The organism is Stenotrophomonas sp. YJH_SMC_69 (assembly GCF_059370495.1).
In genome coordinates, this window is record NZ_JCAFTS010000003.1 from 289421 (window position 1) to 309889 (window position 20469).

General features: G+C 67.6%; 17 protein-coding genes. 11 read left to right on the forward strand and 6 right to left on the reverse strand.

Translation table 11 applies throughout. The annotated features are described in order from the left end of the window. Positions 1-39: 39 nt before the first annotated feature. Positions 40-1416 carry a cysteine--tRNA ligase gene (gene cysS, locus AC5P8F_RS06910; RefSeq protein WP_014647791.1) on the reverse strand — a complete coding sequence of 459 codons (1377 nt, stop codon included), beginning with the start codon at positions 1414-1416 and terminating at the stop codon, positions 40-42. A gap of 188 nt (positions 1417-1604) precedes the next feature. On the opposite strand from cysS, the gene AC5P8F_RS06915 reads away from it, so the two are divergent. The 11 genes from AC5P8F_RS06915 to AC5P8F_RS06965 all read left to right on the forward strand — a co-directional run bounded on the left by AC5P8F_RS06915 (position 1605) and on the right by AC5P8F_RS06965 (position 13040). Continuing rightward, positions 1605-2168 (forward strand): glycine zipper 2TM domain-containing protein, encoded by a 564-nt coding sequence (locus tag AC5P8F_RS06915; RefSeq protein ID WP_014647790.1) that lies wholly within the window; start codon positions 1605-1607, stop codon positions 2166-2168. 331 nt (positions 2169-2499) lie between these two features. Further along, positions 2500-3510 (forward strand): N-acetylornithine carbamoyltransferase, encoded by a 1011-nt coding sequence (locus AC5P8F_RS06920; RefSeq protein WP_014647788.1) that lies wholly within the window; start codon positions 2500-2502, stop codon positions 3508-3510. Between the two features lie 119 nt (positions 3511-3629). Further along, positions 3630-4826, forward strand: a complete 1197-nt coding sequence (locus tag AC5P8F_RS06925; protein ID WP_014647787.1) for an argininosuccinate synthase — start codon at positions 3630-3632, stop codon at positions 4824-4826. Positions 4827-4977: 151 nt separating this feature from the next. Further along, positions 4978-6066 carry an acetylornithine deacetylase gene (locus AC5P8F_RS06930; protein ID WP_014647786.1) on the forward strand — a complete coding sequence of 363 codons (1089 nt, stop codon included), beginning with the start codon at positions 4978-4980 and terminating at the stop codon, positions 6064-6066. Between the two features lie 75 nt (positions 6067-6141). Beyond that, complete coding sequence (locus AC5P8F_RS06935; RefSeq protein ID WP_014037858.1) at positions 6142-7470, forward strand: acetylglutamate kinase; 1329 nt, start codon at positions 6142-6144, stop codon at positions 7468-7470. A gap of 4 nt (positions 7471-7474) precedes the next feature. Beyond that, positions 7475-8074, forward strand: a complete 600-nt coding sequence (locus AC5P8F_RS06940) for a GNAT family N-acetyltransferase (protein ID WP_014647784.1) — start codon at positions 7475-7477, stop codon at positions 8072-8074. Next, the gene (argC, locus tag AC5P8F_RS06945) at positions 8071-9024 is read left to right on the forward strand and encodes an N-acetyl-gamma-glutamyl-phosphate reductase (protein WP_014647783.1); all 954 of its coding nucleotides are present in this window, start codon (positions 8071-8073) and stop codon (positions 9022-9024) included. The genes AC5P8F_RS06940 and argC overlap by 4 nt, the downstream gene beginning before the upstream one ends. Positions 9025-9044: 20 nt before the next feature. Continuing rightward, complete coding sequence (gene argH / locus AC5P8F_RS06950; RefSeq protein WP_481443651.1) at positions 9045-10340, forward strand: argininosuccinate lyase; 1296 nt, start codon at positions 9045-9047, stop codon at positions 10338-10340. Further along, positions 10340-10603: a YciI family protein gene (locus tag AC5P8F_RS06955; RefSeq protein WP_014647781.1), complete on the forward strand. Its 264-nt coding sequence runs from the start codon at positions 10340-10342 to the stop codon at positions 10601-10603. Before argH ends, AC5P8F_RS06955 begins: the two co-directional genes overlap by 1 nt. Positions 10604-10614: 11 nt before the next feature. Next, positions 10615-11772, forward strand: a complete 1158-nt coding sequence (proB, locus tag AC5P8F_RS06960; RefSeq protein WP_014647780.1) for a glutamate 5-kinase — start codon at positions 10615-10617, stop codon at positions 11770-11772. Further along, the gene (locus AC5P8F_RS06965) at positions 11769-13040 is read left to right on the forward strand and encodes a glutamate-5-semialdehyde dehydrogenase (RefSeq protein WP_014647779.1); all 1272 of its coding nucleotides are present in this window, start codon (positions 11769-11771) and stop codon (positions 13038-13040) included. Before proB ends, AC5P8F_RS06965 begins: the two co-directional genes overlap by 4 nt. Positions 13041-13136: 96 nt before the next feature. On the opposite strand, the gene pgaD is transcribed toward AC5P8F_RS06965, so the two are convergent. From pgaD to AC5P8F_RS06990, 5 genes are all read right to left on the reverse strand, one after another. Next, positions 13137-13607 (reverse strand): poly-beta-1,6-N-acetyl-D-glucosamine biosynthesis protein PgaD, encoded by a 471-nt coding sequence (gene pgaD / locus AC5P8F_RS06970; RefSeq protein WP_014647778.1) that lies wholly within the window; start codon positions 13605-13607, stop codon positions 13137-13139. Then, positions 13604-14854 carry a poly-beta-1,6-N-acetyl-D-glucosamine synthase gene (gene pgaC, locus AC5P8F_RS06975; RefSeq protein ID WP_153643664.1) on the reverse strand — a complete coding sequence of 417 codons (1251 nt, stop codon included), beginning with the start codon at positions 14852-14854 and terminating at the stop codon, positions 13604-13606. Before pgaC ends, pgaD begins: the two co-directional genes overlap by 4 nt. 7 nt (positions 14855-14861) lie before the next feature. Further along, the gene (pgaB, locus tag AC5P8F_RS06980) at positions 14862-16748 is read right to left on the reverse strand and encodes a poly-beta-1,6-N-acetyl-D-glucosamine N-deacetylase PgaB (RefSeq protein WP_014647776.1); all 1887 of its coding nucleotides are present in this window, start codon (positions 16746-16748) and stop codon (positions 14862-14864) included. Position 16749: 1 nt separating this feature from the next. Next, on the reverse strand, positions 16750-18777 hold the full coding sequence (pgaA, locus tag AC5P8F_RS06985; RefSeq protein WP_262224489.1) for a poly-beta-1,6 N-acetyl-D-glucosamine export porin PgaA: 2028 nt from the start codon (positions 18775-18777) through the stop codon (positions 16750-16752). 341 nt (positions 18778-19118) lie between these two features. Beyond that, positions 19119-20324 (reverse strand): CynX/NimT family MFS transporter, encoded by a 1206-nt coding sequence (locus AC5P8F_RS06990; RefSeq protein ID WP_014647774.1) that lies wholly within the window; start codon positions 20322-20324, stop codon positions 19119-19121. Positions 20325-20469 lie beyond the last annotated feature (145 nt).

Consider the following 20469-nt stretch of genomic DNA (forward strand, 5'->3'; position numbering starts at 1 on the left):
GGGGGCGTGGCCGGCGTACCGGCCACGGGGCAGGGCGGGTCAGCCGCGCTTGCGCGACCAGCGCACGCCCTGCGGGGTGTCTTCCAGCACGATGCCTTCGGCGGCCAGCTGGTCGCGGATGGCATCGGAACGGGCGAAGTCGCGCGCCTTCTTGGCCGCAGCGCGCTCGTCGATCAGGCCCTGGATGCGGGCATCGTCGCCGCCGTCGCTGGCCGCAGTGCCGAACCACTGCGCTGGATCGGCCTGCAGCAGGCCCAGTGCCAGTCCGGCGCCGAGCAGTTCACCCTTCAGGCGCGCCTGCTCGGCCGGATCGGTGGCACGACGCGCATCGGCGGCGATGCGGGCCACTTCGGCCAGTGCCTGCGGGGTGTTCAGATCGTCATCCAGAGTCGCTTCGACCGTGGCCGGGATCGCAACGACCGCCTCGACTGAAGCCAGTTCGCGCAAGGTGCCGTACAGGCGGTCCAGGGTGCGCACCGACTGTTCGATCAGGCCATCGGACCAGTCCAGCGGTTGCCGGTAGTGGGCCGACAGCAGGGCCAGGCGCAGTGCTTCCGGCGGGTGCTGGCGCACCAGGTCGTGCACGCGCTCGATGTTGCCCAGCGACTTGCTCATCTTGGCGCCGCCGAAGTTGAGCATGCCGTTGTGCAGCCAGAAGCGGGCGAAGATCTTGCCGCCGTGGGCGCACTCGCTCTGCGCAAGCTCGTTCTCGTGGTGCGGGAACTGCAGGTCGACGCCGCCGGCATGGATGTCGATGGTCTCGCCCAGGTGGGCGGCGGCCATTGCCGAGCACTCGATGTGCCAGCCCGGGCGGCCACGGCCCCAGGGCGACGCCCAGCCGGGCAGGTCGTCGCTGGACGGCTTCCACAGCACGAAATCACCCGGATCACGCTTGTACGGGGCCACGTCGACACGGGCGCCGGCCAGCATTTCGTCCGGATCGCGGCGCGAGAGCTTGCCGTAGCCATCGAAGCTGGCCACCGCGAACAGCACGTGGCCTTCGGCAGCGTAGGCATGCCCGTTGGCGATCAGCTGCTCGATCATGGTGATGATCTGCGGAATGTGCGCGGTCACCTCCGGCTCGATGTCCGGCGGCACCACGCCCAGCGCGGCCATGTCCTCACGGTAGGCGGCGGCGAACCTGTCGGTGATGGTGCTGATCGGTACGCCCTGCTCGCGCGCGGCGGTGTTGATCTTGTCGTCCACGTCGGTGATGTTGCGCGCGTAGCGCAGGCCACCGAAACGGCGCCGCAGCAGGTCGGCCAGCACCCCGAACACCACCGGGCCACGGGCGTTGCCGATGTGCACGTAGTTGTAGACCGTCGGGCCGCACACATACAGGGTCGGACAGGCCGGATCGAGCGGGGTGAACGGTTCGAGCTGGCGAGTCAGGTTGTTGTGCAGGCGCAGGGTCATGGGGCTGTGGCTGGGGGACAAGCCTGTGATTTTAGAACGTGTCGGCCCCCTTTGGGGGCACCCGTTGCCACCGGTGGACGCCGGGGCCGCCCGGGGTGGGGTGGGCAGGAGCGGCGTGGACGGGTAATGTTCAGCCCCTTGCGCTCGCCACTGCCTACACTATTGCCGTGTCCTTGCTCCCGTCGCCAATGAAATCCACCGCGTTGCTGACCCTGGCCTGCCTGTCGGCGCTGCCCGCCGTGGTGCTGGCGCAGGAGGCCGAGCCCCGCAACCGGGTGGTGATCGTTGAGAACGTGAAGTTCGACTACGCCCAGGTGCTGAACGTGGAGCCGGTGTTCCAGACCCTGCGCGCGACCCGCACCGAGGAGCACTGCGAGCCGGTGTCGACCCGGACCCTGGCCCCGGTGAACGTGACCGGCGAGGAGCCGGTCGAGGACAAGGGCCGGATCAGCCGCTTCTGGGACTCGGTGCGCTCGATGTTCAAGCGCAGCGACGAAGAGGCCGTTGAGGAGCCCGGAGCCGAGACGCCGGCCCCGGCACCGGCCAACACTGGCCCGATGCTGACCCGCGACTGCCGCATCGTGCCGGTGGGGCGTGAATTCCGCCGGCCCATCGCCTACGACGTGGATTACGTCTACAAGGGCACCAAGTACCGTTCGCGGCTGCCGGAAGACCCCGGCAACCGGCTCAAGATCCGGGTGTCGATCACGCCCTGGGTCGGCCCGGAGCAGGGCACGGCCAGCAATCCCTGATTCTGGGACCCCGGCCCTTGCGCCGGCCTCGGCCGCATGCAAAGATGGTTGACCATGAAGCTCACCGACTTCCAGCACGACAGCAGCGCAGCCCGACAGGCGTCGGGCATGACCTCGCGTGCGCGTCGACCGGAACCCCACATCCTCGCTGGGTAACCGGAGCTTTTTGCTGTTCGTCCGAAAAAACCCAGCCCGCCGGCTGGGTTTTTTCGTTTCCGCGCTTCAAAAGTGCATCTTCTGAAAGCTGCAACTGCAATCTTCCCGCTCCACCTTTGATTCCTGTTTTCCCTTCCACCGCGTCGAAACCGGCGCCGCCACGCAAGGAAAGATGATGTCCCCCAAGCACTTCCTGAACACCCAGGACTGGAGCCGCAGCGATCTCGACGCGCTGTTGACCCAGGCGGCGCTGTTCAAGCGCAACAAGCTCGGCGACCAGCTCAAGGGCAAGTCGATCGCGCTGGTGTTCTTCAACCCGTCCATGCGCACCCGCACCAGCTTCGAACTGGGCGCGTTCCAGCTCGGTGCCCACGCGGTGGTGCTGCAGCCGGGCAAGGATGCGTGGCCGATCGAGTTCAACCTCGGCACGGTGATGGACGGCGATACCGAAGAGCACATCGCTGAAGTGGCCAAGGTGCTGGGTCGTTACTGCGACATCATCGCCGTGCGTGCGTTCCCCAAGTTCATCGACTGGGCCTACGACCGCCAGGACATCGTCCTCAACAGCTTCGCCAGGTACTCGCCGGTGCCGGTCATCAACATGGAGACCATCACCCACCCGTGCCAGGAGCTGGCCCACATCATGGCCCTGCAGGAGCACTTCGGCACCCAGGACCTGCGTGGCAAGAAGTACGTGCTGACCTGGACCTACCACCCCAAGCCGCTGAACACCGCCGTTGCCAATTCGGCGCTGACCATCGCCACCCGCATGGGCATGGACGTGACCCTGCTGTGCCCGACCGCCGACTACATCCTCGACGAGCGTTACATGGGCTGGGCCGAGCAGAACGTGGCCGAGAGCGGCGGCTCGCTGAAGATCAGCCATGACATCGACAGCGCCTACGCCGGCGCCGACGTGGTCTACGCCAAGAGCTGGGGCGCGCTGCCGTTCTTCGGCAACTGGGAACCGGAGAAGCCGATCCGCGACCAGTTCAAGCACTTCATCGTGGACGAGCGGAAGATGGCGCTGACCAACAATGGTGTGTTCAGCCACTGCCTGCCGCTGCGCCGCAACGTGAAGGCCACCGACGCGGTGATGGATTCGCCGCAGTGTATCGCCATCAACGAAGCCGAGAACCGCCTGCACGTGCAGAAGGCGATCATGGCGGCGGTTGCCGGGCGCTAGATCGAACAAGGGGTAGAGCCGACCGTTGGTCGGCTGCTCCCGCAGCGGCGCATCCAATATTCCAGCCGACCAACGGTCGGCTCTACCGAATTCCCATCCCCCAAGTGGACCTGACCCCCATGAGCAACAAAGACGTCGTTCTCGCCTTCTCCGGCGGCCTGGATACCAGCTTCTGCGTGCCGTACCTGCAGGAGCGCGGCTACAACGTGCACACCGTGTTCGCCGACACCGGCGGCGTCGATGATGAAGAGCGTGACTTCATCGAGAAGCGCGCCGCCGAACTGGGCGTGGCGAGCCACCTCACCGTCAACGGTGGCCCGGCCATCTGGGAAGGCTTCGTCAAGCCGTTCGTGTGGGCCGGCGAAGGCTACCAGGGCCAGTACCCGCTGCTGGTCTCGGACCGCTACCTGATCGTCGATGCCGCGCTGAAGCGTGCTGCCGAGCTGGGCACCAACATCATCGCCCACGGTTGCACCGGCATGGGCAACGACCAGGTCCGCTTCGACCTGGCCGTGAAGGCGCTGGGCGACTACCAGATCATCGCGCCGATCCGCGAGATCCAGAAGGAACACACCCAGACCCGCGCCTACGAGCAGAAGTACCTGGAAGAGCGTGGCTTCGGCGTGCGCGCCAAGCAGCAGGCCTACACCATCAACGAGAACCTGCTGGGCCTGACCATGTCCGGCGGCGAGATCGACCGGTGGGAAGCTCCGGGCGAGGGCGCGCGTGGCTGGTGCGCACCGCGCAGCGAGTGGCCGGAGCAGGCCCTGACCGTGACCCTGAAGTTCGTTGAAGGCGAAGCCGTCGAACTGGACGGCAAGGCGCTGCCGGGCGACCAGATCCTGGCCCAGCTCAACAAGCTGTTCGCCCCGTACGGCGTGGGCCGCGGCGTCTACACCGGCGACACCGTGATCGGCCTGAAGGGCCGCATCGTGTTCGAGGCCCCGGGCCTGGTTTCGCTGCTGGCCGCACACCGTGCGCTGGAAGATGCGGTGCTGACCAAGCAGCAGAACCGCTTCAAGCCGGACGTGGCGCGCAAGTGGGTGGAGCTGGTGTACGAAGGCTTCTACCACGACCCGCTGAAGACCGACATCGAAGCCTTCCTGAAGTCCTCGCAGGCCAAGGTCAACGGCGAAGTGGTGCTGGAAACCCGTGGTGGCCGCGTCGATGCGGTGGCCGTGAAGTCGCCGCACCTGCTCAACACCAAGGGCGCCACCTACGCGCAGTCGGCCGACTGGGGCGTGGAGGAGGCTGAAGGCTTCATCAAGCTGTTCGGGATGAGCTCCACTGTCTATGCGCAGGTCAATCGCGGTTGACCTGTGACGGGGTGCCGGCCGCTGGCCGGCGCCTCGCAACGTCGATGGAGGGTAGTGCCGGCCGCTGGCCGGCTCGTGGCACGGCTGGATCATTGCGGAGCCGGCCAGCGGCCGGCACTACCGATTTCGAACCCTACGGATATTCAGACACATGCTTGAACAGACGCTCGATCACCTGCAGGCCCTGGTGTCCTTCGACACCCGCAACCCGCCGCGTGCGATCACCACCGGTGGCATCTTCGATTACCTGCGCGACAACCTGCCCGGCTTCAACGTCGAGGTGATCGACCATGGCGCGGGCGCAGTCAGCCTGTACGCCGTGCGAGGCACGCCGAAGTATCTGTTCAACGTGCACCTGGACACCGTGCCGGACTCGCCGCACTGGAGTGCCGACCCGCATGTGATGCGCCGCCTGGACGACCGCGTGGTCGGCCTGGGCGTGTGTGACATCAAGGGCGCCGCCGCTGCGCTGGTGGCGGCGGCCAATGCCAGCGATGGCGATGCCGCCTTCCTGTTCTCCAGCGACGAGGAAGCCAACGATCCGCGCTGTATCGCCGCGTTCCTGGCCCGTGGCCTGCCGTATGAAGCGGTGCTGGTGGCCGAGCCGACCATGAGTGAAGCGGTGCTGGCGCATCGTGGCATCAGCTCGGTGCTGATGCAGTTCGCCGGCCGCGCCGGCCATGCGTCCGGCAAGCAGGACGCGGCCGCCAGCGCGCTGCACCAGGCCATGCGCTGGGGCAACCGTGCACTGGACCATGTGGAATCGCTGGCCTCGGCCCGCTTCGGCGGGCTGACCGGGCTGCGCTTCAACATCGGTCGCGTCGAAGGCGGGATCAAGGCCAACATGATCGCACCGGCTGCTGAGGTGCGCTTCGGGTTCCGCCCGCTGCCGTCGATGGACATCGATGGCCTGCTGGCGACCTTCGCCGGTTTCGCCGAACCGGAAGCCGCCGTTTTCACCGAAACGTTCCGTGGCCCCAGCCTGCCGGCCGGTGACATCGCCGAGGCCGAGAACCGCCGCCTGCTGGCGCGCGATGTGGCCGATGCGCTGGAGCTGCCGATCGGCAACGCGGTGGACTTCTGGACCGAGGCCTCGCTGTTCTCCGCCGGTGGCTACACCACGCTGGTGTTCGGCCCGGGCGACATCGCCCAGGCCCACACCGCTGATGAGTTCGTGACGCTGGAGCAGCTGCAGCGCTACACCGACGCCGTGCATCGCATCATCGCCGCCGGCGCCTGATCGACCCTACAACGCCGCCCGGCCCTGGCCGGGTGGAACTGCAACGCGGCGACCGCCGCCTGTGACGAAACCGAAATGTCTCCTGCCCTCCAGCCCCACCGCCAGACCCGCCAGACCATCGTGCGCCTGCTTTCCAGCATGGCCAGCGCGAAGGAGATCAGCCAGTACCTCAAGCGCTTCTCGCAGCTGGACGCCAAGCGCTTCGCCGTGGTCAAGGTCGGCGGCGCGGTGCTGCGCGACGACCTCGACGCGCTGACCTCTTCGCTGTCGTTCCTGCAGGAAGTCGGGCTGACCCCGATCGTGCTGCACGGTGCCGGCCCGCAGCTGGATGCCGAACTGTCGGCCGCCGGCATCGAGAAGCAGACCGTCAACGGCCTGCGCGTGACGTCGCCGGAAGCGCTGGCGATCGTGCGCCGGGTGTTCCAGCAGTCCAACCTGCGCCTGGTCGAGGCGCTGCAGCAGAACGGAGCGCGCGCCACCTCGATCACCGGCGGCGTGTTCGAGGCCGAGTACCTGGACGTGGACACCTACGGCCTGGTCGGCGAGGTGAAGAAGGTCAACCTGGCACCGATCGAGGCCAGCCTGCGTGCCGGGTCGATCCCGGTCATCACCAGCCTGGGCGAGACCGCTGGCGGCCAGATCCTCAACGTCAACGCCGACTTCGCCGCCAACGAGCTGGTGCAGGAACTGCAGCCATACAAGATCATCTTCCTGACCGGCACTGGCGGCCTGCTGGACGAGCAGGGCAACGTGATCGATTCGATCAACCTGTCCACCGAGTACGACCACCTGATCGCGCAGCCGTGGATCCACGGCGGCATGAAGGTGAAGATCGAACAGATCAAGGATCTGCTCGATCGCCTGCCGCTGGAATCGTCGGTGTCGATCACGCGCCCGGCCGATCTGGCCAAGGAACTGTTCACCCACAAGGGGTCGGGCACGCTGGTGCGCAAGGGCGAGAAGGTGCTGCGCGCCACCGCCTGGAACGAGCTGGACCTGCCGCGCCTGAAGGGCCTGATCGAATCCAGCTTCGGCCGCACCCTGGTGCCGGAGTACTTCGAAAAGACGAAGCTGCTGCGCGCCTACGTCAGCGAGAACTACCGCACCGCGGTGATCCTCACCGACGAGGCCGAGGGCGTGTACCTGGACAAGTTCGCCGTGCTCGACGATGCGCAGGGCGAGGGCCTGGGCCGTGCGGTCTGGAACGTGATGCTGGAGGAAACCCCGCAGCTGTTCTGGCGTTCGCGCCATGGCAATCCGATCAACCACTTCTATTACGCTGAATCCGACGGCTGCTACAAGCAGGACCACTGGAAGGTGTTCTGGTTCGGCGCCGACGGCATCGACCGGATCAAGACCTATGTCGACCATTGCGCCCGGCGCGCGCCGAGCCTGCAGGGCTGAACACATGAACCATGCCGACTGGACCAAGGTCCCTACGCTGGCGGGCACCCATGCGCGGCTGGAGCCGCTGCAGATGGGGCATATCGATGGCCTGCGCGGCGCGCTTGGCGATGGCGCGTTGTCCAGGCTCTGGTACACCCAGGTGCCCGATGCGAAGACCATGGCCGGCTACGTGCAGGCAGCGCTGCAGGCGCAGGCCGAAGGCAGGGTGCTGCCGTTCGTGGTGTTCGATGCCAACGACCAGATTGTCGGCACCACCCGCTACTACGATCTGCAAGCGGACGTGCCGCGCCTGAGTATCGGTTACACCTGGTATGGCGAGTCTGCGCAACGCACCGGGGTCAACACCGAGACCAAGCTGATGCTGCTCAGCCACGCGTTCGAGCGGTTGCAGTGCCTGAGCGTCGTGTTCGAGACCAGCTGGTTCAACTTCACTTCGCGCACCGCCATCGCACGCCTCGGCGCCAAGCAGGATGGCGTGCTGCGCAACCACAAGCGGCACGCCGACGGCACGCCGCGCGACACCGTCATCTTCTCCATCATCGATGCGGAATGGCAGGGCGTGAAGCGCCACCTGCAGTACCGCCTGGACAGCCACGCATGAACGATTCGACTTTCACCCTGGGCATCGTCGGGGCCCGCGGCCATACCGGCGCCGAGCTGATCAAGCTGGTGGCCGCCCATCCGCGCCTGGAACTGGCCTTCGTCTCCTCGCGCGAGCGCGCCGGGCAGCGCCTGTCCGACCACCACCCGGAGTTCCAGGGCGAGCTGCAGTACGAGAACCTGGATGCCGACGCGGTGGCCGCCAAAGGCGTGGACGCGGTGATCCTGGCCCTGCCCAACGGCCTGGCCGCACCGTTCGTGGCCGCGCTTGAAGCCGCCAAGCCGGACACCGTCATCGTCGATCTCTCGGCCGACTACCGCTTCGACAACAGCTGGTATTACGGCCTGCCGGAGCTGACCCGCGGCCGCTACAACGGCCAGAAGCACATCAGCAACCCGGGCTGCTATGCCACGGCGATGCAGCTGGCGGTGCATCCGCTGCTGGACCTGCTGGCCGGCCCGCCGCAGTGCTTCGGTGTCTCCGGCTACTCCGGTGCCGGTACCACGCCGTCGGACAAGAACAACGTCGAACTGCTGGCCGACAACCTGATGCCGTATGCGCTGACCAACCACGTGCACGAGCGCGAGGTGTCGGTGCAGCTGGGCGTGGCCGTCGAGTTCATGCCGCACGTCGCGCCGCATTTCCGCGGCATCACGCTGACCGCCAACCTGTGGCTGAACCGCGTGCAGACCCGCGAACAGATCGTCGAGCGCTTCCAGCAGGCCTATGCCGGCGAACCCCTGATCGAAGTGGTGGATGAAGCGCCGTGGGTCAGCCGCATCGCCGGCCGCCACGGTGCCCAGGTCGGTGGCTTCACCCTGGCCCCGGGCGGCAAGCGGGTGGTGGTGGTGGCGACCCTGGACAACCTGCTCAAGGGCGCGGCCACCCAGGCCATGCAGAACCTCAACCTTGCGCTGGGCATCGACGAACTGACGTCGATCCCGCACTGAACACGCCTTCCGGAGCCCCCATGGCAGACCTTCTTTGGCAGAAGCCCGGCGTCGCTGTCGACGCCCAGATCCAGACCTTCCTCGCCGGCGACGACGTGATCCTCGACCGCGAGTTCTTCCTGCATGACATCGCTGCCAGCGCCGCGCATGCGCAGGGCCTGCAGCACATCGGCATCCTCAGCGCCGACGAGCTGGCAGGCCTGCTGCGCGAGCTCGACGTGCTGGCGCAGGATTTCCGTGAAGGCCGCTTCGTGCTGGATGCGCAGTACGAAGACGGTCACTCAGCAATCGAAGCGCGTTTGACCGAACGCCTCGGCGACGCTGGCCGCAAGATCCACACCGGCCGCAGCCGCAATGACCAGATCCTGGTCGCCACCCGCCTGTGGCTGAAGGAGAAGCTGCTGCGCGTGGCCGGGCTCAGCACCGACGTGGCCAAGATCGCGCTGGACCGTGCGCAGGCCGAGAAGGACCTGCCGATTCCCGGCTATACCCATATCCAGCGCGCCGTGGTCTCTTCGGCCGGCATGTGGTGGGCCGGATGGGCCGAGGCCTTCATCGACAACGCCATCCGAGCCCGTGACACCCATGCGCTGGTCGACGCCAATCCGCTCGGCACCGCCGCCGGCTACGGGGTGAACCTGCCGCTGGACCGCGAGCACACCACGGCCGCGCTCGGTTTCGCGCGCATGCAGATCTCGCCGATCTACGCACAGCTGTCGCGCGGCAAGTTCGAGCTGGCCGCGCTGGAAGCACTCGGTGGCGCTACGCTGGACCTGCGCCGCATCGCCTGGGACCTGTCGCTGTTCACCAGCGCCGAGTTCGGCTTCGTCGCGCTGCCGGCGCAGTACACCACCGGCAGTTCGATCATGCCCAACAAGCGCAACCCGGACGTGATCGAGCTGATGCGTGCGACCCACGCCAGCGTCGCCGCCGCGCGCACCGAGATCGAGCAGCTGCTGTCGCTGCCTTCGGGTTATCACCGTGACCTGCAGTCGTCCAAGGGCGCCATCTTCCACGGCTTCGGCCGTGGCCTGGCCGCGCTGGAACTGCTGCCGGCGCTGCTGGCCAATCTGGAGTGGCGTGACGACAGGCTGCGCGCAGCGATCGATTCGGGCATGTATGCCACCGACGTCGCCGTGGAAGCGGCGGTGGCCGGTGTGCCGTTCCGCGAGGCCTACAAGGCCGCTGCAGCCGGTGCCGACAGCGCAGGGCAGGGACGTACCCCGGAAGGCAGCCTGGCTGCGCGTGTATCGCCGGGCTCGGCTGCCGATCTGCGCCTGGACGAACTGCGCGCACGCTGGCAGGCGCTGTCCTGATGGCGGGCACTGTCTATCTGGTGATGGCGATGCGCCGGCCGGACTTCAACGATGCGGCGGTGCAGCCGCACCGCGATTTCCTCGAGGCGTTGCAGGCACAGGGAAAGCTGCAGCTGACCGGTGGTTTCGCCGATGGCAGCGGTGGCGCCTATGTGCTGTGCAATGTCGAGAGCCTGGAACAGGCGCGGGCCATCGTCGCCACCGATCCCCTGGTGACGATGCACGCTTCCGAGCTGACCGTGCACGAATGGAATACCCGCTGAGGCCCTGACCGATGACCCTGCACGCCGCCACCGTCGCTTCGCCGTTCCCGCAACAGGCGCTGCCGCCATGGCGGCGTGCGGTGCTGAAGGTTGGCAGCAGCCTGCTGGCGGCCGATGGTGGCGGCCTGTCGCCACGCCACGCGCTGGGCCTGGCCCAGTTTGTATCCGCCAACGTACTGGCTGGGCGCGAGGTGGTGATCGTCTCCTCCGGCGCGGTTGCGGCGGGGCGCGCGATCCTGCCGCGGGCCGATGAACCCGGTGCGGCGATGGCGGCGCGGCAGGCCCTGGCCGCGCTCGGCCAGGCGCAGCTGATCGGGCTCTGGCAGCGCTTCTTTGAGCGCCCGGTGGCGCAGGTGCTGCTGACCCACGACGACCTGCGCAACCGCCGCCGCTACCTCAATGCACGCGCCACGCTGAGCGAACTGCTGCGGCTGGGTGCGCTGCCGGTGGTCAACGAGAACGACACGGTATCGGTGGACGAGCTCAAGCTCGGTGACAACGACAACCTGGCCGCGACCGTGGCCGCGCTGGTCGATGCCGATGCACTGTTCATCGCCACCGACATCGACGGCCTGTACAGCGCAGATCCGCGCACCGTGGCCGACGCGCGGCCACTGCACGACGTGCCGGAACTGAGTGACGATGTGCTGGCGATGGCCGGCGGCGCCGGCTCGCGCGCCGGCACCGGCGGCATGCGTACCAAGCTGGAGGCGGCGGCCAAGGCGGGCCGCCTCGGCATCGAGACCTACCTGTTCAACGGCCGCAGCAGCGATGTGGTGCGCGCGCTGGCGCAGGACCGCCTGTTCGGCACCCGCATCCACGCCGCACGCAGCCGCGAGGCTGCCCGCAAGCACTGGCTGCGGCACGCGCCGCTGGCCGAGGGCGCGATCGTCGTCGATGCCGGTGCGGCACAGGCGATGCGGGAGAAGGGCGCCTCGCTGCTGCCCGGCGGCATCACCGCTGCCGAGGGGGCATTCCGCCGCGGCGACATGGTGCAGGTGTGCTGGATCGCACCGCAGGGGCGTGTCTGTGTCGCCCGCGGCGTCAGCCAGTACGCGGCCGACGACGTGCGCCGGATCGCCGGCCATCATTCGCGCGACATCCAGGCCGTGCTGGGCTACAACTACGGCGGCAGCGTCGTCCATCGTGACGACCTGGTGCTGCCATGACCGGTTTGAAGGACACCCCGATGAGCGAAATCGAAGCCCAGGCGCGCGCCTGCCGTGATGCAGCGCAGATCGTTGCCGGCCTGGACAGTGCGGCGCGACGCACGCTGCTGCTGGCGATGGCGCAGGCCCTGGAAGTAAATGCCGGACTGATCCTGGCCGGCAACGCACGCGACCTCGCCGCCGCGCGCGACAAGGGCGTTGGCAGTGCCATGCTCGACCGCCTCGCACTGGACCCGCCGCGGCTGTTCGCGATGGCCGAGGCGGTACGCGAGGTGGCCGCGCTGCCTGACCCGGTCGGCCAGGTGACGCGCGACGACGTACGTCCCAACGGCATCCGCGTGCAGAAGGTGCGCGTGCCGCTGGGCGTGATCGCGATGATCTACGAGGCGCGCCCGAACGTGACGGCCGAAGCCGCCGCGCTGTGCCTGAAGGCCGGCAATGGCGTGATCCTGCGCGGTGGTTCCGAAGCGATCCACTCCAATACCGCCATCGCCCAGGCGCTGGCCGGTGCATTGAAGGCCAACGGCGTACCGCCGGCGGCGGTGACCGTGCTCACCGACCTGCGCCGCGAGGCGATGCTGGAACTGCTGCAGCTGCATGAGCTGATCGACCTGGCCATTCCGCGTGGCGGCGAAGGCCTGATCCGTTTCGTGGCCGAGCACGCGCGCGTGCCGGTGATCAAGCATTACAAGGGGGTGTGCCACCTGTTCGTGGACGCCAGCGCCGACCTCGGCAAGGCCATCGACCTGCTGGTGGACGGCAAGTGCAGCCGGCCGGCGGCGTGCAATTCGCTGGAGACGCTGCTGGTGCACCGCGCCGTGGCTGACGCGTTCCTGCCGCGCGTGGCGCAGGCGCTGGGTGAGCGTGGGGTGCAGCTGCGCGCCGATGCGCAGGCGCAGCCGTTGCTGCCGGGCAGCACGGCGGCGACCGAGGAGGATTACGCCGCCGAGTTCCTCGATCTGGTGCTGGCGGTGCGCGTGGTCGATGATCTTGATGCAGCCATCGCGCACATCCGCACCTATACCTCCGACCACACCGAAGTGATCGCCACCGAGGACACCGGCCACGCCGAGCGCTTCGTCAACGCGCTGCGCTCGGCGGTGGTGATGGTCAACGCTTCGTCGCGCTTCTCCGATGGTGGCCAGCTGGGCCTGGGCAGTGAGATCGGTATTTCCACCACGCGCCTGCACGCCTACGGCCCGATGGGCTTGGAAGCCCTCACCGTTGAACGATTTGTCGTGCGCGGCGAAGGGCAGACGCGTACATAAGTGGATCCACGCCGCGCGTAGATGCTCTTCGCGGCAAACCCCGGTGCCGACCAAGGTCGGCACCCACCAGGCCCAAGCGCCGACCCAGGTCGGCAGCTACACCACCTCGCGGCGGATGCCGACCGGCCGTGCGTGATCATCCATGTGCAGCGTGGCGGCCTTGCAGCCCATCAGGCGTTCGGCCAGCCCGGTGCTGGCGCCCAGATCGGCGGCCACTTCGTTGAGGCTGGCCAGGGGCCGCGGCAGGCGGCGTTCGCGGCCACGGAAGCGGGCGCGGTTGTACTCGGCCCAGGCGATCAGCAGCACGCTGGCGCACAGCAGCATCAATGGCAGCGCGACCAGCACGTACGGGTCGAACTGGTTCTGCCGTTCGTAGAGCTGCCGCCAGGCCAGCTGGCCACCGATCAACCACGAGAGCAGGGTCACCAGGGGGGCCCACAGATAGAAGTAGAAGCCCCAGAACGCCAGGGTGACGAAGCCCCAGGCCGTGCGCTGGAAGTGTGGCTGGCGATGCGGCTTGCGGATCATCCGCGAGTCGAAGCGGTTGGACGGGCGTTGCGCGTTCATCGGATCCCCCGGTCAGGGCTGGTCCAGGTGGCGCGCTTGCTGCCACGGCGCAGCAGCGTCTTGGGCAGCGCCACCAGGGTGGTGGAAAGGCTGATCAGCCAGTACGCCATCGGGTACCAGATGACCCAGAAGTAATTGCGTCCAATCTGTGTTTCGTAACGCCGGTCGATGATCAGGCTGCTGGCGAACTGCAGCAGGCAGACCAGCGCCAGGATCACGCCATGCCACTCCGGCAGCAGGCTGGCGATATGCAGCTGCGGCGGCAGCTCGATGAACTTGCCCAGTGCCCACAGCAGCACGATGAACAGCATCGTGTAGGCCCAGACCACGCTCAACACGTACTCCAGCAGCACGCCCCACATGCGCCGCTCTTTCCAGTGCAGCAGCGAGCGCGCGTGGCGCAGCATCACTTCCACGCCGCCCTGGGCCCAGCGCAGGCGCTGCCGCCAGAGGCCCTTGAGCGTCTCCGGCATCAGGATGAAGCACAGCGCATTGGGTTCGTAGCGGATGTCCCAGTGCGCGCGCTGCAGGCGCCAGCTGATGTCGATGTCCTCGGTCACCATGTCATCCGACCACCAGCCGACCTGGTGCAGGGCAGTGCGGCGGAAGCCGGCGATCACGCCGGAGATGGTGAAGATGCGGCCATACACGCGCTGTGCCCGCTTGATCATGCCGATGATCGAGGAGAATTCCGCCACCTGCAGGCGTCCGAGCAGGGTGGAGCGGTTGCGGATGCGCGGGTTGCCGGTGACCGCACCGACCCGGTTGCCACTGACCAGGTGCCAGACCATCCAGTGCAGTGCATGCTCTTCCAGCATCGCATCGCCATCGATGCACACCAGGTACTCCGAGCGTGCGGCCAGTGCGCCCATGCGCAGCGCATTGGCCTTGCCCAGGTTGCGGTCCAGGTGCAGCACGCGAAGCCGTGGATGCCTTGCCGCCAGCGCATCCAGCCGTGCGCCGGTGTCATCGCTGCTGCCATCGTCGATGGCGATCACTTCGTAATCGGCGGGGTAGCGCTGGGCCAGCGCCGCAGTGAGCGTGTCGTCCAGGTTTTCTGCTTCGTTGTGGCAGGGCACCAGCAAGGTCGCGAAGGGAGGGGCGATCATCAAGGGCGGATCGTTGCGCGGACGTGAGTGACGCTCGCGCCGGAAGTAGTAGTACAGGCCACCGGACATCCAGAAGAACGCCATCACCATCGGGTAGTAGAAGGCGAACTGGAACAGGACCTGCAGCAGCGGATGCATGTCCACGTCACTTCTCCGGGTACGGGAAGTTGCCGGCGGACATTGCCGCGCGGGCATCGCGGGTGGAGGGCTGGTCGGCGATGAAGTCATCGGGGTACCAGGCGAAGTGGTGCACGCCCTGCGCCTGCAACTGGCGGATCTGCGCACGCAGGCGCCCGGCGGGAATCGGCTGCCCGCTGCGCCAATCGACGGTCTGCAGCTCGAACAGCGTGTGCTGAAGCTGCGGGTCGTGCGCGCGTACCGCGGCCAGCAACTGGTCGAGCCAGCGCTCGGGGTGCCTGCTGCCTTCCATCCACGGCATCGCCATCAGCGCCGTCTGGTCGTAGGCCTTGTTGAACAGGTCCAGGCGCTGCGCGAACCAGGCTTCGCTCTGCGGGCGGAGTACCGGCTCGGCATACAGGTTGCGCACCGTTGCCAGTTTCGGCCGCCAGCGCTGCGCGCTGTTGCGCAGGGCCAGGGTGAAGTCGATCAGTGCCTGGGTACGTGCGCTGCCATCTTCGCCGGCCGCCAGGGCGGGCAGCTCGGTGTCGCGCAGGTAGCCGTCGTCATGGAACAGCAGGCCTTCGAAGTAGGAATTGACCGCCAGGTCCTCGTAGATGTCGAGCATGATCTGCCTGGCCTTCGGGTTGGTGAAATCCAACCGGTACATGCCGTCGGCATCCCCATTGCGGATCGCCAGCACCTTGCGCTGCTCCGGGTCGGGCAGTTCGAAGCCGAGCACTGGCAACCACGCGTAGACCTTCACGCCCGCGCGGGATTTCAGCTGCCAGGCGACGCGGCTGAACAGGTCCGCCCGCATCGGCATGTGCCGGTTCGGGAAATACAGCGCATCGGCGGTGTTGTTGCCGTCCGGGTCGGCAAAGGCCTGCAGATAGACATGGGTCGGCGCGATGCGCTTGACCCGCTCGATCAATGCATCGAGATTGCGTGCCTGCTGGGCTGGATCCGGGTCATACATATCATCCAGATCGATCTGCAGGGCGCGGATGCCATCGAGCGCCACGTCTCGGCGCAGTTCGTAGGCCAGGCCTTCCACGGTCGGGTTGTTGCTCACCAGCAATCGTGCCAGCCCGTGCAGGTCGCGGGCCACTGGCGTGCTACGGCCTTCCAGGTCGAACGAAACCGGCATGCCCAGCTGCTCGGCGATGTCGTTGCTCAACTGGTTGTACGCGGCATATGGCCAGACGATGGCGCGCGGGCGCACGCCCAGGTGCTGCTGGATGCGCTGCACGCTGCGCGAAAGATCAGTGCGCAGGCGCTGCTCATACTGTGTCCCGCTCTCGTAGCTGCGCGTGGCCGGGGTGTAGATGCGGGTGACCACGGCGGGCGTGGAGTTTCCCTGCGGATTGGCAAGCACGCCGTGGTGCAGGTCGTCGGTATGGCTGGCCACTTCGATCAGGCCACTGTCGTGCATCTGCTTCAGCTGCGCCCAGGTCACGAAGTCATCGTGGCCGAACGGGCGGTAGCCGTAGTCGATGGTGCGGCCCGGTGCCATGTCCACGTAATCGGTGATCACCGCCACCAGGGCCGGGTAGTGGTAGGCCTGCAGCAGCGGGAAGGCCTTGTCGTAGACGCTGCGCAGGCCATCGTCGAAGGTCAGCAGCACCGGCTTGGGAGGCAGCGTGGCGCGGCCCTGCGAGGCCTCGATCAGCTGCGACAGCGAAACCGGGTGGTAGCCGTGCGCGCCCAGCCAGTCCAGGTGCGCGGCGAAGTTCTGCGTGCTCACCGCATAGGAATCGGCATCACCCTTGGCGGCCACCTTGTCGCGGATGTCGTGGTAGCTGAGGATCAGCAGGCCGTTGTCGATCGCATCAAGATGCAGGGGCTGCTGCGCGAACGCCGGTGGCACGCAGGCCAGCAGCAGGAGCACGATCAGTCGCAGGAAGCGGGCCATGTCAGTCTCCCCAGCGCAATGCGGCTTCGAAGCCGATATGGCGCTCGCGATGGCCGTCGTAGACCGGTCGTGACCACCGCACGCCATACTCGAACACGCGGCCAGGGCCCAGCTGCCACTCGTGCATGTAGGACACCGACGGCACCAACGCGCTGCCGAAGCCGTCCTGCCAGTAGTCGCCGAGCGAGACGGTCAGCCGGTGCCGGAAGTGGCGCTCGTAGTGCCGCCACAGCTGCTGGTCGATGCGCAGGCCGATCTCGACCATGCGGTCGCGCTTCGGGTTGAAGTAGGGCGCATCATCGCGGCTGCCGCGACTGGTGTAGGCACTGGCCAGGCCATCGACCAGCCAGCGTGGGCGGGTCAGCAGGCGCTGTTGGACGCTGGTGCCGAACAGCTCGCGGTGGTTGCCGTCGTCATAGCGGAAGCGGCTCGCGCCGAACGTCCAGTGGGTGAGCTCGCTGCGCCGGTAGTCCACCTGTGCGCTCACGCTGTCGGCGGTGATGCCGGCCGCGCGCGCCTGCATCGAGGCCTCCGGGTCATTGCGTGCGACCACCACGCCGGCGTGCCAGGAATCGTTGAACTGCCAGCCGACGCCGACGCGCAGGCCGGTGTCGCCGATGTGATCGTTGGCGCGCAGGACCGCCGCTTCCGCATCCAGCTGCCCGAGGCGGTAACGCACGCCCGCACCCAGCCACAGGGGATCGATGCGCTGGTCCTGGAAGTCGGTCACGCGACGGTCGGCGAGGGCGAACAACCGCCAGCGGTCATCAAGGACCGGCGTCTCCACGTCCACGCCGTAGTGGCGGTCGTTGTTGCCCAGGGGCGAAGTACCACCGCCCCCGGAGCTGCGGCCGATGTCGGTCCATGCCTTCAGCTGCCAGCCGCGATGCGCGCGCCAGGCCTGGTCCATGCGTTCGACTGCCGGCTGGGTGGGGTAGCGTGCGACCAGGTCATCGTGCAGCGGCCGCGCCAGGTCGTCGCGCTGCAGGGCGACATAGGCCTCTTCCATGCCCAGCCGCGGTTCGATGTCCCGCGGATCGAGCGCGTGTGCCATCTGCTGGCGCTGCAGCGCCCGGCGTGGCCAGCCGCGCATCATGTAGACGCTGCCCAGCGCACTCTGCAGCCCGCCGTTGCCGGGTGCGATCTCGACCATCGACTCCAGGTCGTGCTGCGCGGTGTGCAGGTCGCCGCTGTAGGCGCGCACCATCGCCAGGTTGAGATCGGCCTCGTAGCGCGACCAGTTCGCGTACGGCGACTTGCCGTTGCTCCAGCGCCACGCCGGCTCCTTGTCGCGCCATGCCTGCAGCAGGTCGATGGCTTTTTCCTGCTGCTCGCTTTCCAGGTAGGCGTAAGCCAGTTCCGAATGCGAGGCGTCGCGCGTCGGGTCGCCAGCGACGGCCGCCTGCAGCACCGGGATGGCTTCTTCAGGGTGCAGGGTGCCCATCAACGAATCGCCCACTGCGGGCAGCACGTAGTCGGGCAGGGTGTGGCCTTCGGCCTGCAGTGCCCGCGCTTCCTCGCGGACCTGTGCATGGCGGCCCAGCCGGTTGAGCAGGATCAGACGGTCCATGCGGATCCGCAGTGGTGCCTGCGAGGGCGGGGTGCCTTCGCCGCCGAGGTAGCGCTGCATGCGGGCCAGGGTCGATTCGGCTTCTTCCAGGCGGCTGTCCTCGCTGCTGCTGTAGGCCAGGCTCCAGACCACCAGCTTGGCCAGGTAGTCGCCCTCCAGGCGCTGTTTCTGCGCAGCGTCGAACAGTTGCGGGCGCTGCTGGTACAGCTCCCACGCACGCCAGGCGTTGCCGATGTCGCCCAGCGTCAATACGCGCAGCTTGAACAGCAGGTCGTCGTTGGGTTGCTGCTGGCTGGCGCGCTCGATCGCGCCCAGGGCGTCCAGCCAACGCGCCTGGTCTCGATAGCGGCCGATCTCGGCCAACGCTGCTTCGCGGTCGGGCGGGGCAGCGCTGCTGGCCCAGGCCAGGGCGGTGCAGGCGAGGCCGACGCAGAGCGCCAGCCGGCGGTGGACAACCATTGGGGACCCCCTTGGCTTCCGAACCAGACAACCTGAAAAATGTGACGCACATCACATGCCAGCTTTTGGCGTGGCCGTGGCCCGCGTCACTCCCTTCGTGCATTCCCGCCCAGCGAAGACGGATACAACCCGGACAGCGACCTGCGATGTCTTGTCTGAAACGAAGTCCCCCGCACACCGAGTGGTGGCCCGGGCGGCGCTGCCGCCCCCATGCCCGATGCCGGCACGCGGCAAGGATGGGCATTCGTGGGCACTATCCGCCCGGAATTGTCAGCCCGGCGTCAAAATGCGCAGACGGGCTGACGAATGGTAGGTGGGCCCGGTTGCGGGCCCCACGTGGCTTACCAGAGATCTTCCAGCTTGCGCGGCTTGCAGGCCACCCACGAGGCGCACAGCATCAGGGCGGCGCAGCCGAACAGGAAGCTGAACGGGAGGGTCCAGCCGTCGCTGACCGTGTGCAGCCAGCCGACCAGGAACGGGCCCAGGCAGCTGAAGCTGTAGCCCACGCCCTGCATGAAGCCGGACAGCGCCGCCGAGCCGGTCGGGGTGCGGGTGCGCAGGTTGATCAGGGTCAGTGCCAGCGGGAAGGTGGATGGGCCGACGCCGAGCAGGCAGGCCCACAGCAGGGGGGCCTTCATCGGTGCCAGCAGCAGGCCGGTGAAGGCGATCACGAACGAGAAAAAGCCAATCAGCACCAGCGGGAACGGGTTCTGCATGCGCACCGCCATCGACGGAATGACCAGCGATGGCAGCAGGCCCAGCGCCGAGAACACGGCGACCATCACGCCACCGAACGCGGGCGTGCCACCGGCCTCGACCACGATGCGCGGCAGCCAGGTGAACATCGAGTAGGTCATCAGCGAGGTCATGCCGAACATCAGCGTCATGCTCCAGCCCAGTGACGTGCGCCAGACCTTGCCATGCGGCTGCGCGGTCGGATCGGACACGTTGGACTGCGGCTTCGGCGCGCGCGTGGCCAGCACCAGCCACGGCAGTGCGGCAGCCAGCGCCAGCAGCGCCCACATGCCCAGCGACACGCGCCAGCCTGCGGCGTTGGCCACCGGCACCGCCAGCAGCGCCGGCAGCATCGTGCCCAGCTGCAGCACGCTGATGTAGAGCGTGCTCATGGTGCCGACCTTGTTGGCGAAATAGCGCTTCACCAGCGGCGGCACCACCACGTTGCCGATGCCCATGCCGGCCAGTGCCACCACCGAACCCAACAGCAGCGTGCCGACGTTGCCGGCGCTGGAACGCAGCAGCAGGCCGGCCATCGCCATCACCATCGCCAGCAGCGTGGTGCGCTCCAGCCCGAGGCGCCGCGCCAGTGCCGGCGTGGCCACGCCGAACAGTGCGAACGACGCGGTCGGCAGCATGCCCAGCACGCCGGTCATGGTGGTACCGAAACCGAACTGCTGGCCGAGCACGTCCAGCAGCGGGGTGATCGAGGTGACCGCGGTGCGCAGGTTGATCGCTGCCAGCAGGATCGCGGCGAATGCGAGGACGCGGCCGTGCAGCAGCGACGGCGAATCGGAAGGGGAGGAACTCATCGGTGGTCCTTGCAGGTGTCGCACGCCGGGGCAATGGCATGCAGCGCCGGCATCGGTCTACGCCGAAGCGGCAGGTGGGGGAGGGGCTGCTGGCGGGCCGGCAGCGCGGCCATTGTACGTGCGGGCTCCGGCAAGGTCCCGTCAT

What these genes read in the sequence shown, in the direction of transcription:
- cysS (WP_014647791.1), bottom strand. Translation starts at nt 1,416, where the DNA reads ATGACCCTGCGCCTGCACAACAACCTGACTCGCCAGCTCGAACCGTTC.
- AC5P8F_RS06915 (WP_014647790.1), top strand. Translation starts at nt 1,605, where the DNA reads ATGAAATCCACCGCGTTGCTGACCCTGGCCTGCCTGTCGGCGCTGCCC.
- AC5P8F_RS06920 (WP_014647788.1), top strand. Translation starts at nt 2,500, where the DNA reads ATGTCCCCCAAGCACTTCCTGAACACCCAGGACTGGAGCCGCAGCGAT.
- AC5P8F_RS06925 (WP_014647787.1), top strand. Translation starts at nt 3,630, where the DNA reads ATGAGCAACAAAGACGTCGTTCTCGCCTTCTCCGGCGGCCTGGATACC.
- AC5P8F_RS06930 (WP_014647786.1), top strand. Translation starts at nt 4,978, where the DNA reads ATGCTTGAACAGACGCTCGATCACCTGCAGGCCCTGGTGTCCTTCGAC.
- AC5P8F_RS06935 (WP_014037858.1), top strand. Translation starts at nt 6,142, where the DNA reads ATGTCTCCTGCCCTCCAGCCCCACCGCCAGACCCGCCAGACCATCGTG.
- AC5P8F_RS06940 (WP_014647784.1), top strand. Translation starts at nt 7,475, where the DNA reads ATGAACCATGCCGACTGGACCAAGGTCCCTACGCTGGCGGGCACCCAT.
- argC (WP_014647783.1), top strand. Translation starts at nt 8,071, where the DNA reads ATGAACGATTCGACTTTCACCCTGGGCATCGTCGGGGCCCGCGGCCAT.
- argH (WP_481443651.1), top strand. Translation starts at nt 9,045, where the DNA reads ATGGCAGACCTTCTTTGGCAGAAGCCCGGCGTCGCTGTCGACGCCCAG.
- AC5P8F_RS06955 (WP_014647781.1), top strand. Translation starts at nt 10,340, where the DNA reads ATGGCGGGCACTGTCTATCTGGTGATGGCGATGCGCCGGCCGGACTTC.
- proB (WP_014647780.1), top strand. Translation starts at nt 10,615, where the DNA reads ATGACCCTGCACGCCGCCACCGTCGCTTCGCCGTTCCCGCAACAGGCG.
- AC5P8F_RS06965 (WP_014647779.1), top strand. Translation starts at nt 11,769, where the DNA reads ATGACCGGTTTGAAGGACACCCCGATGAGCGAAATCGAAGCCCAGGCG.
- pgaD (WP_014647778.1), bottom strand. Translation starts at nt 13,607, where the DNA reads ATGAACGCGCAACGCCCGTCCAACCGCTTCGACTCGCGGATGATCCGC.
- pgaC (WP_153643664.1), bottom strand. Translation starts at nt 14,854, where the DNA reads ATGCATCCGCTGCTGCAGGTCCTGTTCCAGTTCGCCTTCTACTACCCG.
- pgaB (WP_014647776.1), bottom strand. Translation starts at nt 16,748, where the DNA reads ATGGCCCGCTTCCTGCGACTGATCGTGCTCCTGCTGCTGGCCTGCGTG.
- pgaA (WP_262224489.1), bottom strand. Translation starts at nt 18,777, where the DNA reads ATGGTTGTCCACCGCCGGCTGGCGCTCTGCGTCGGCCTCGCCTGCACC.
- AC5P8F_RS06990 (WP_014647774.1), bottom strand. Translation starts at nt 20,324, where the DNA reads ATGAGTTCCTCCCCTTCCGATTCGCCGTCGCTGCTGCACGGCCGCGTC.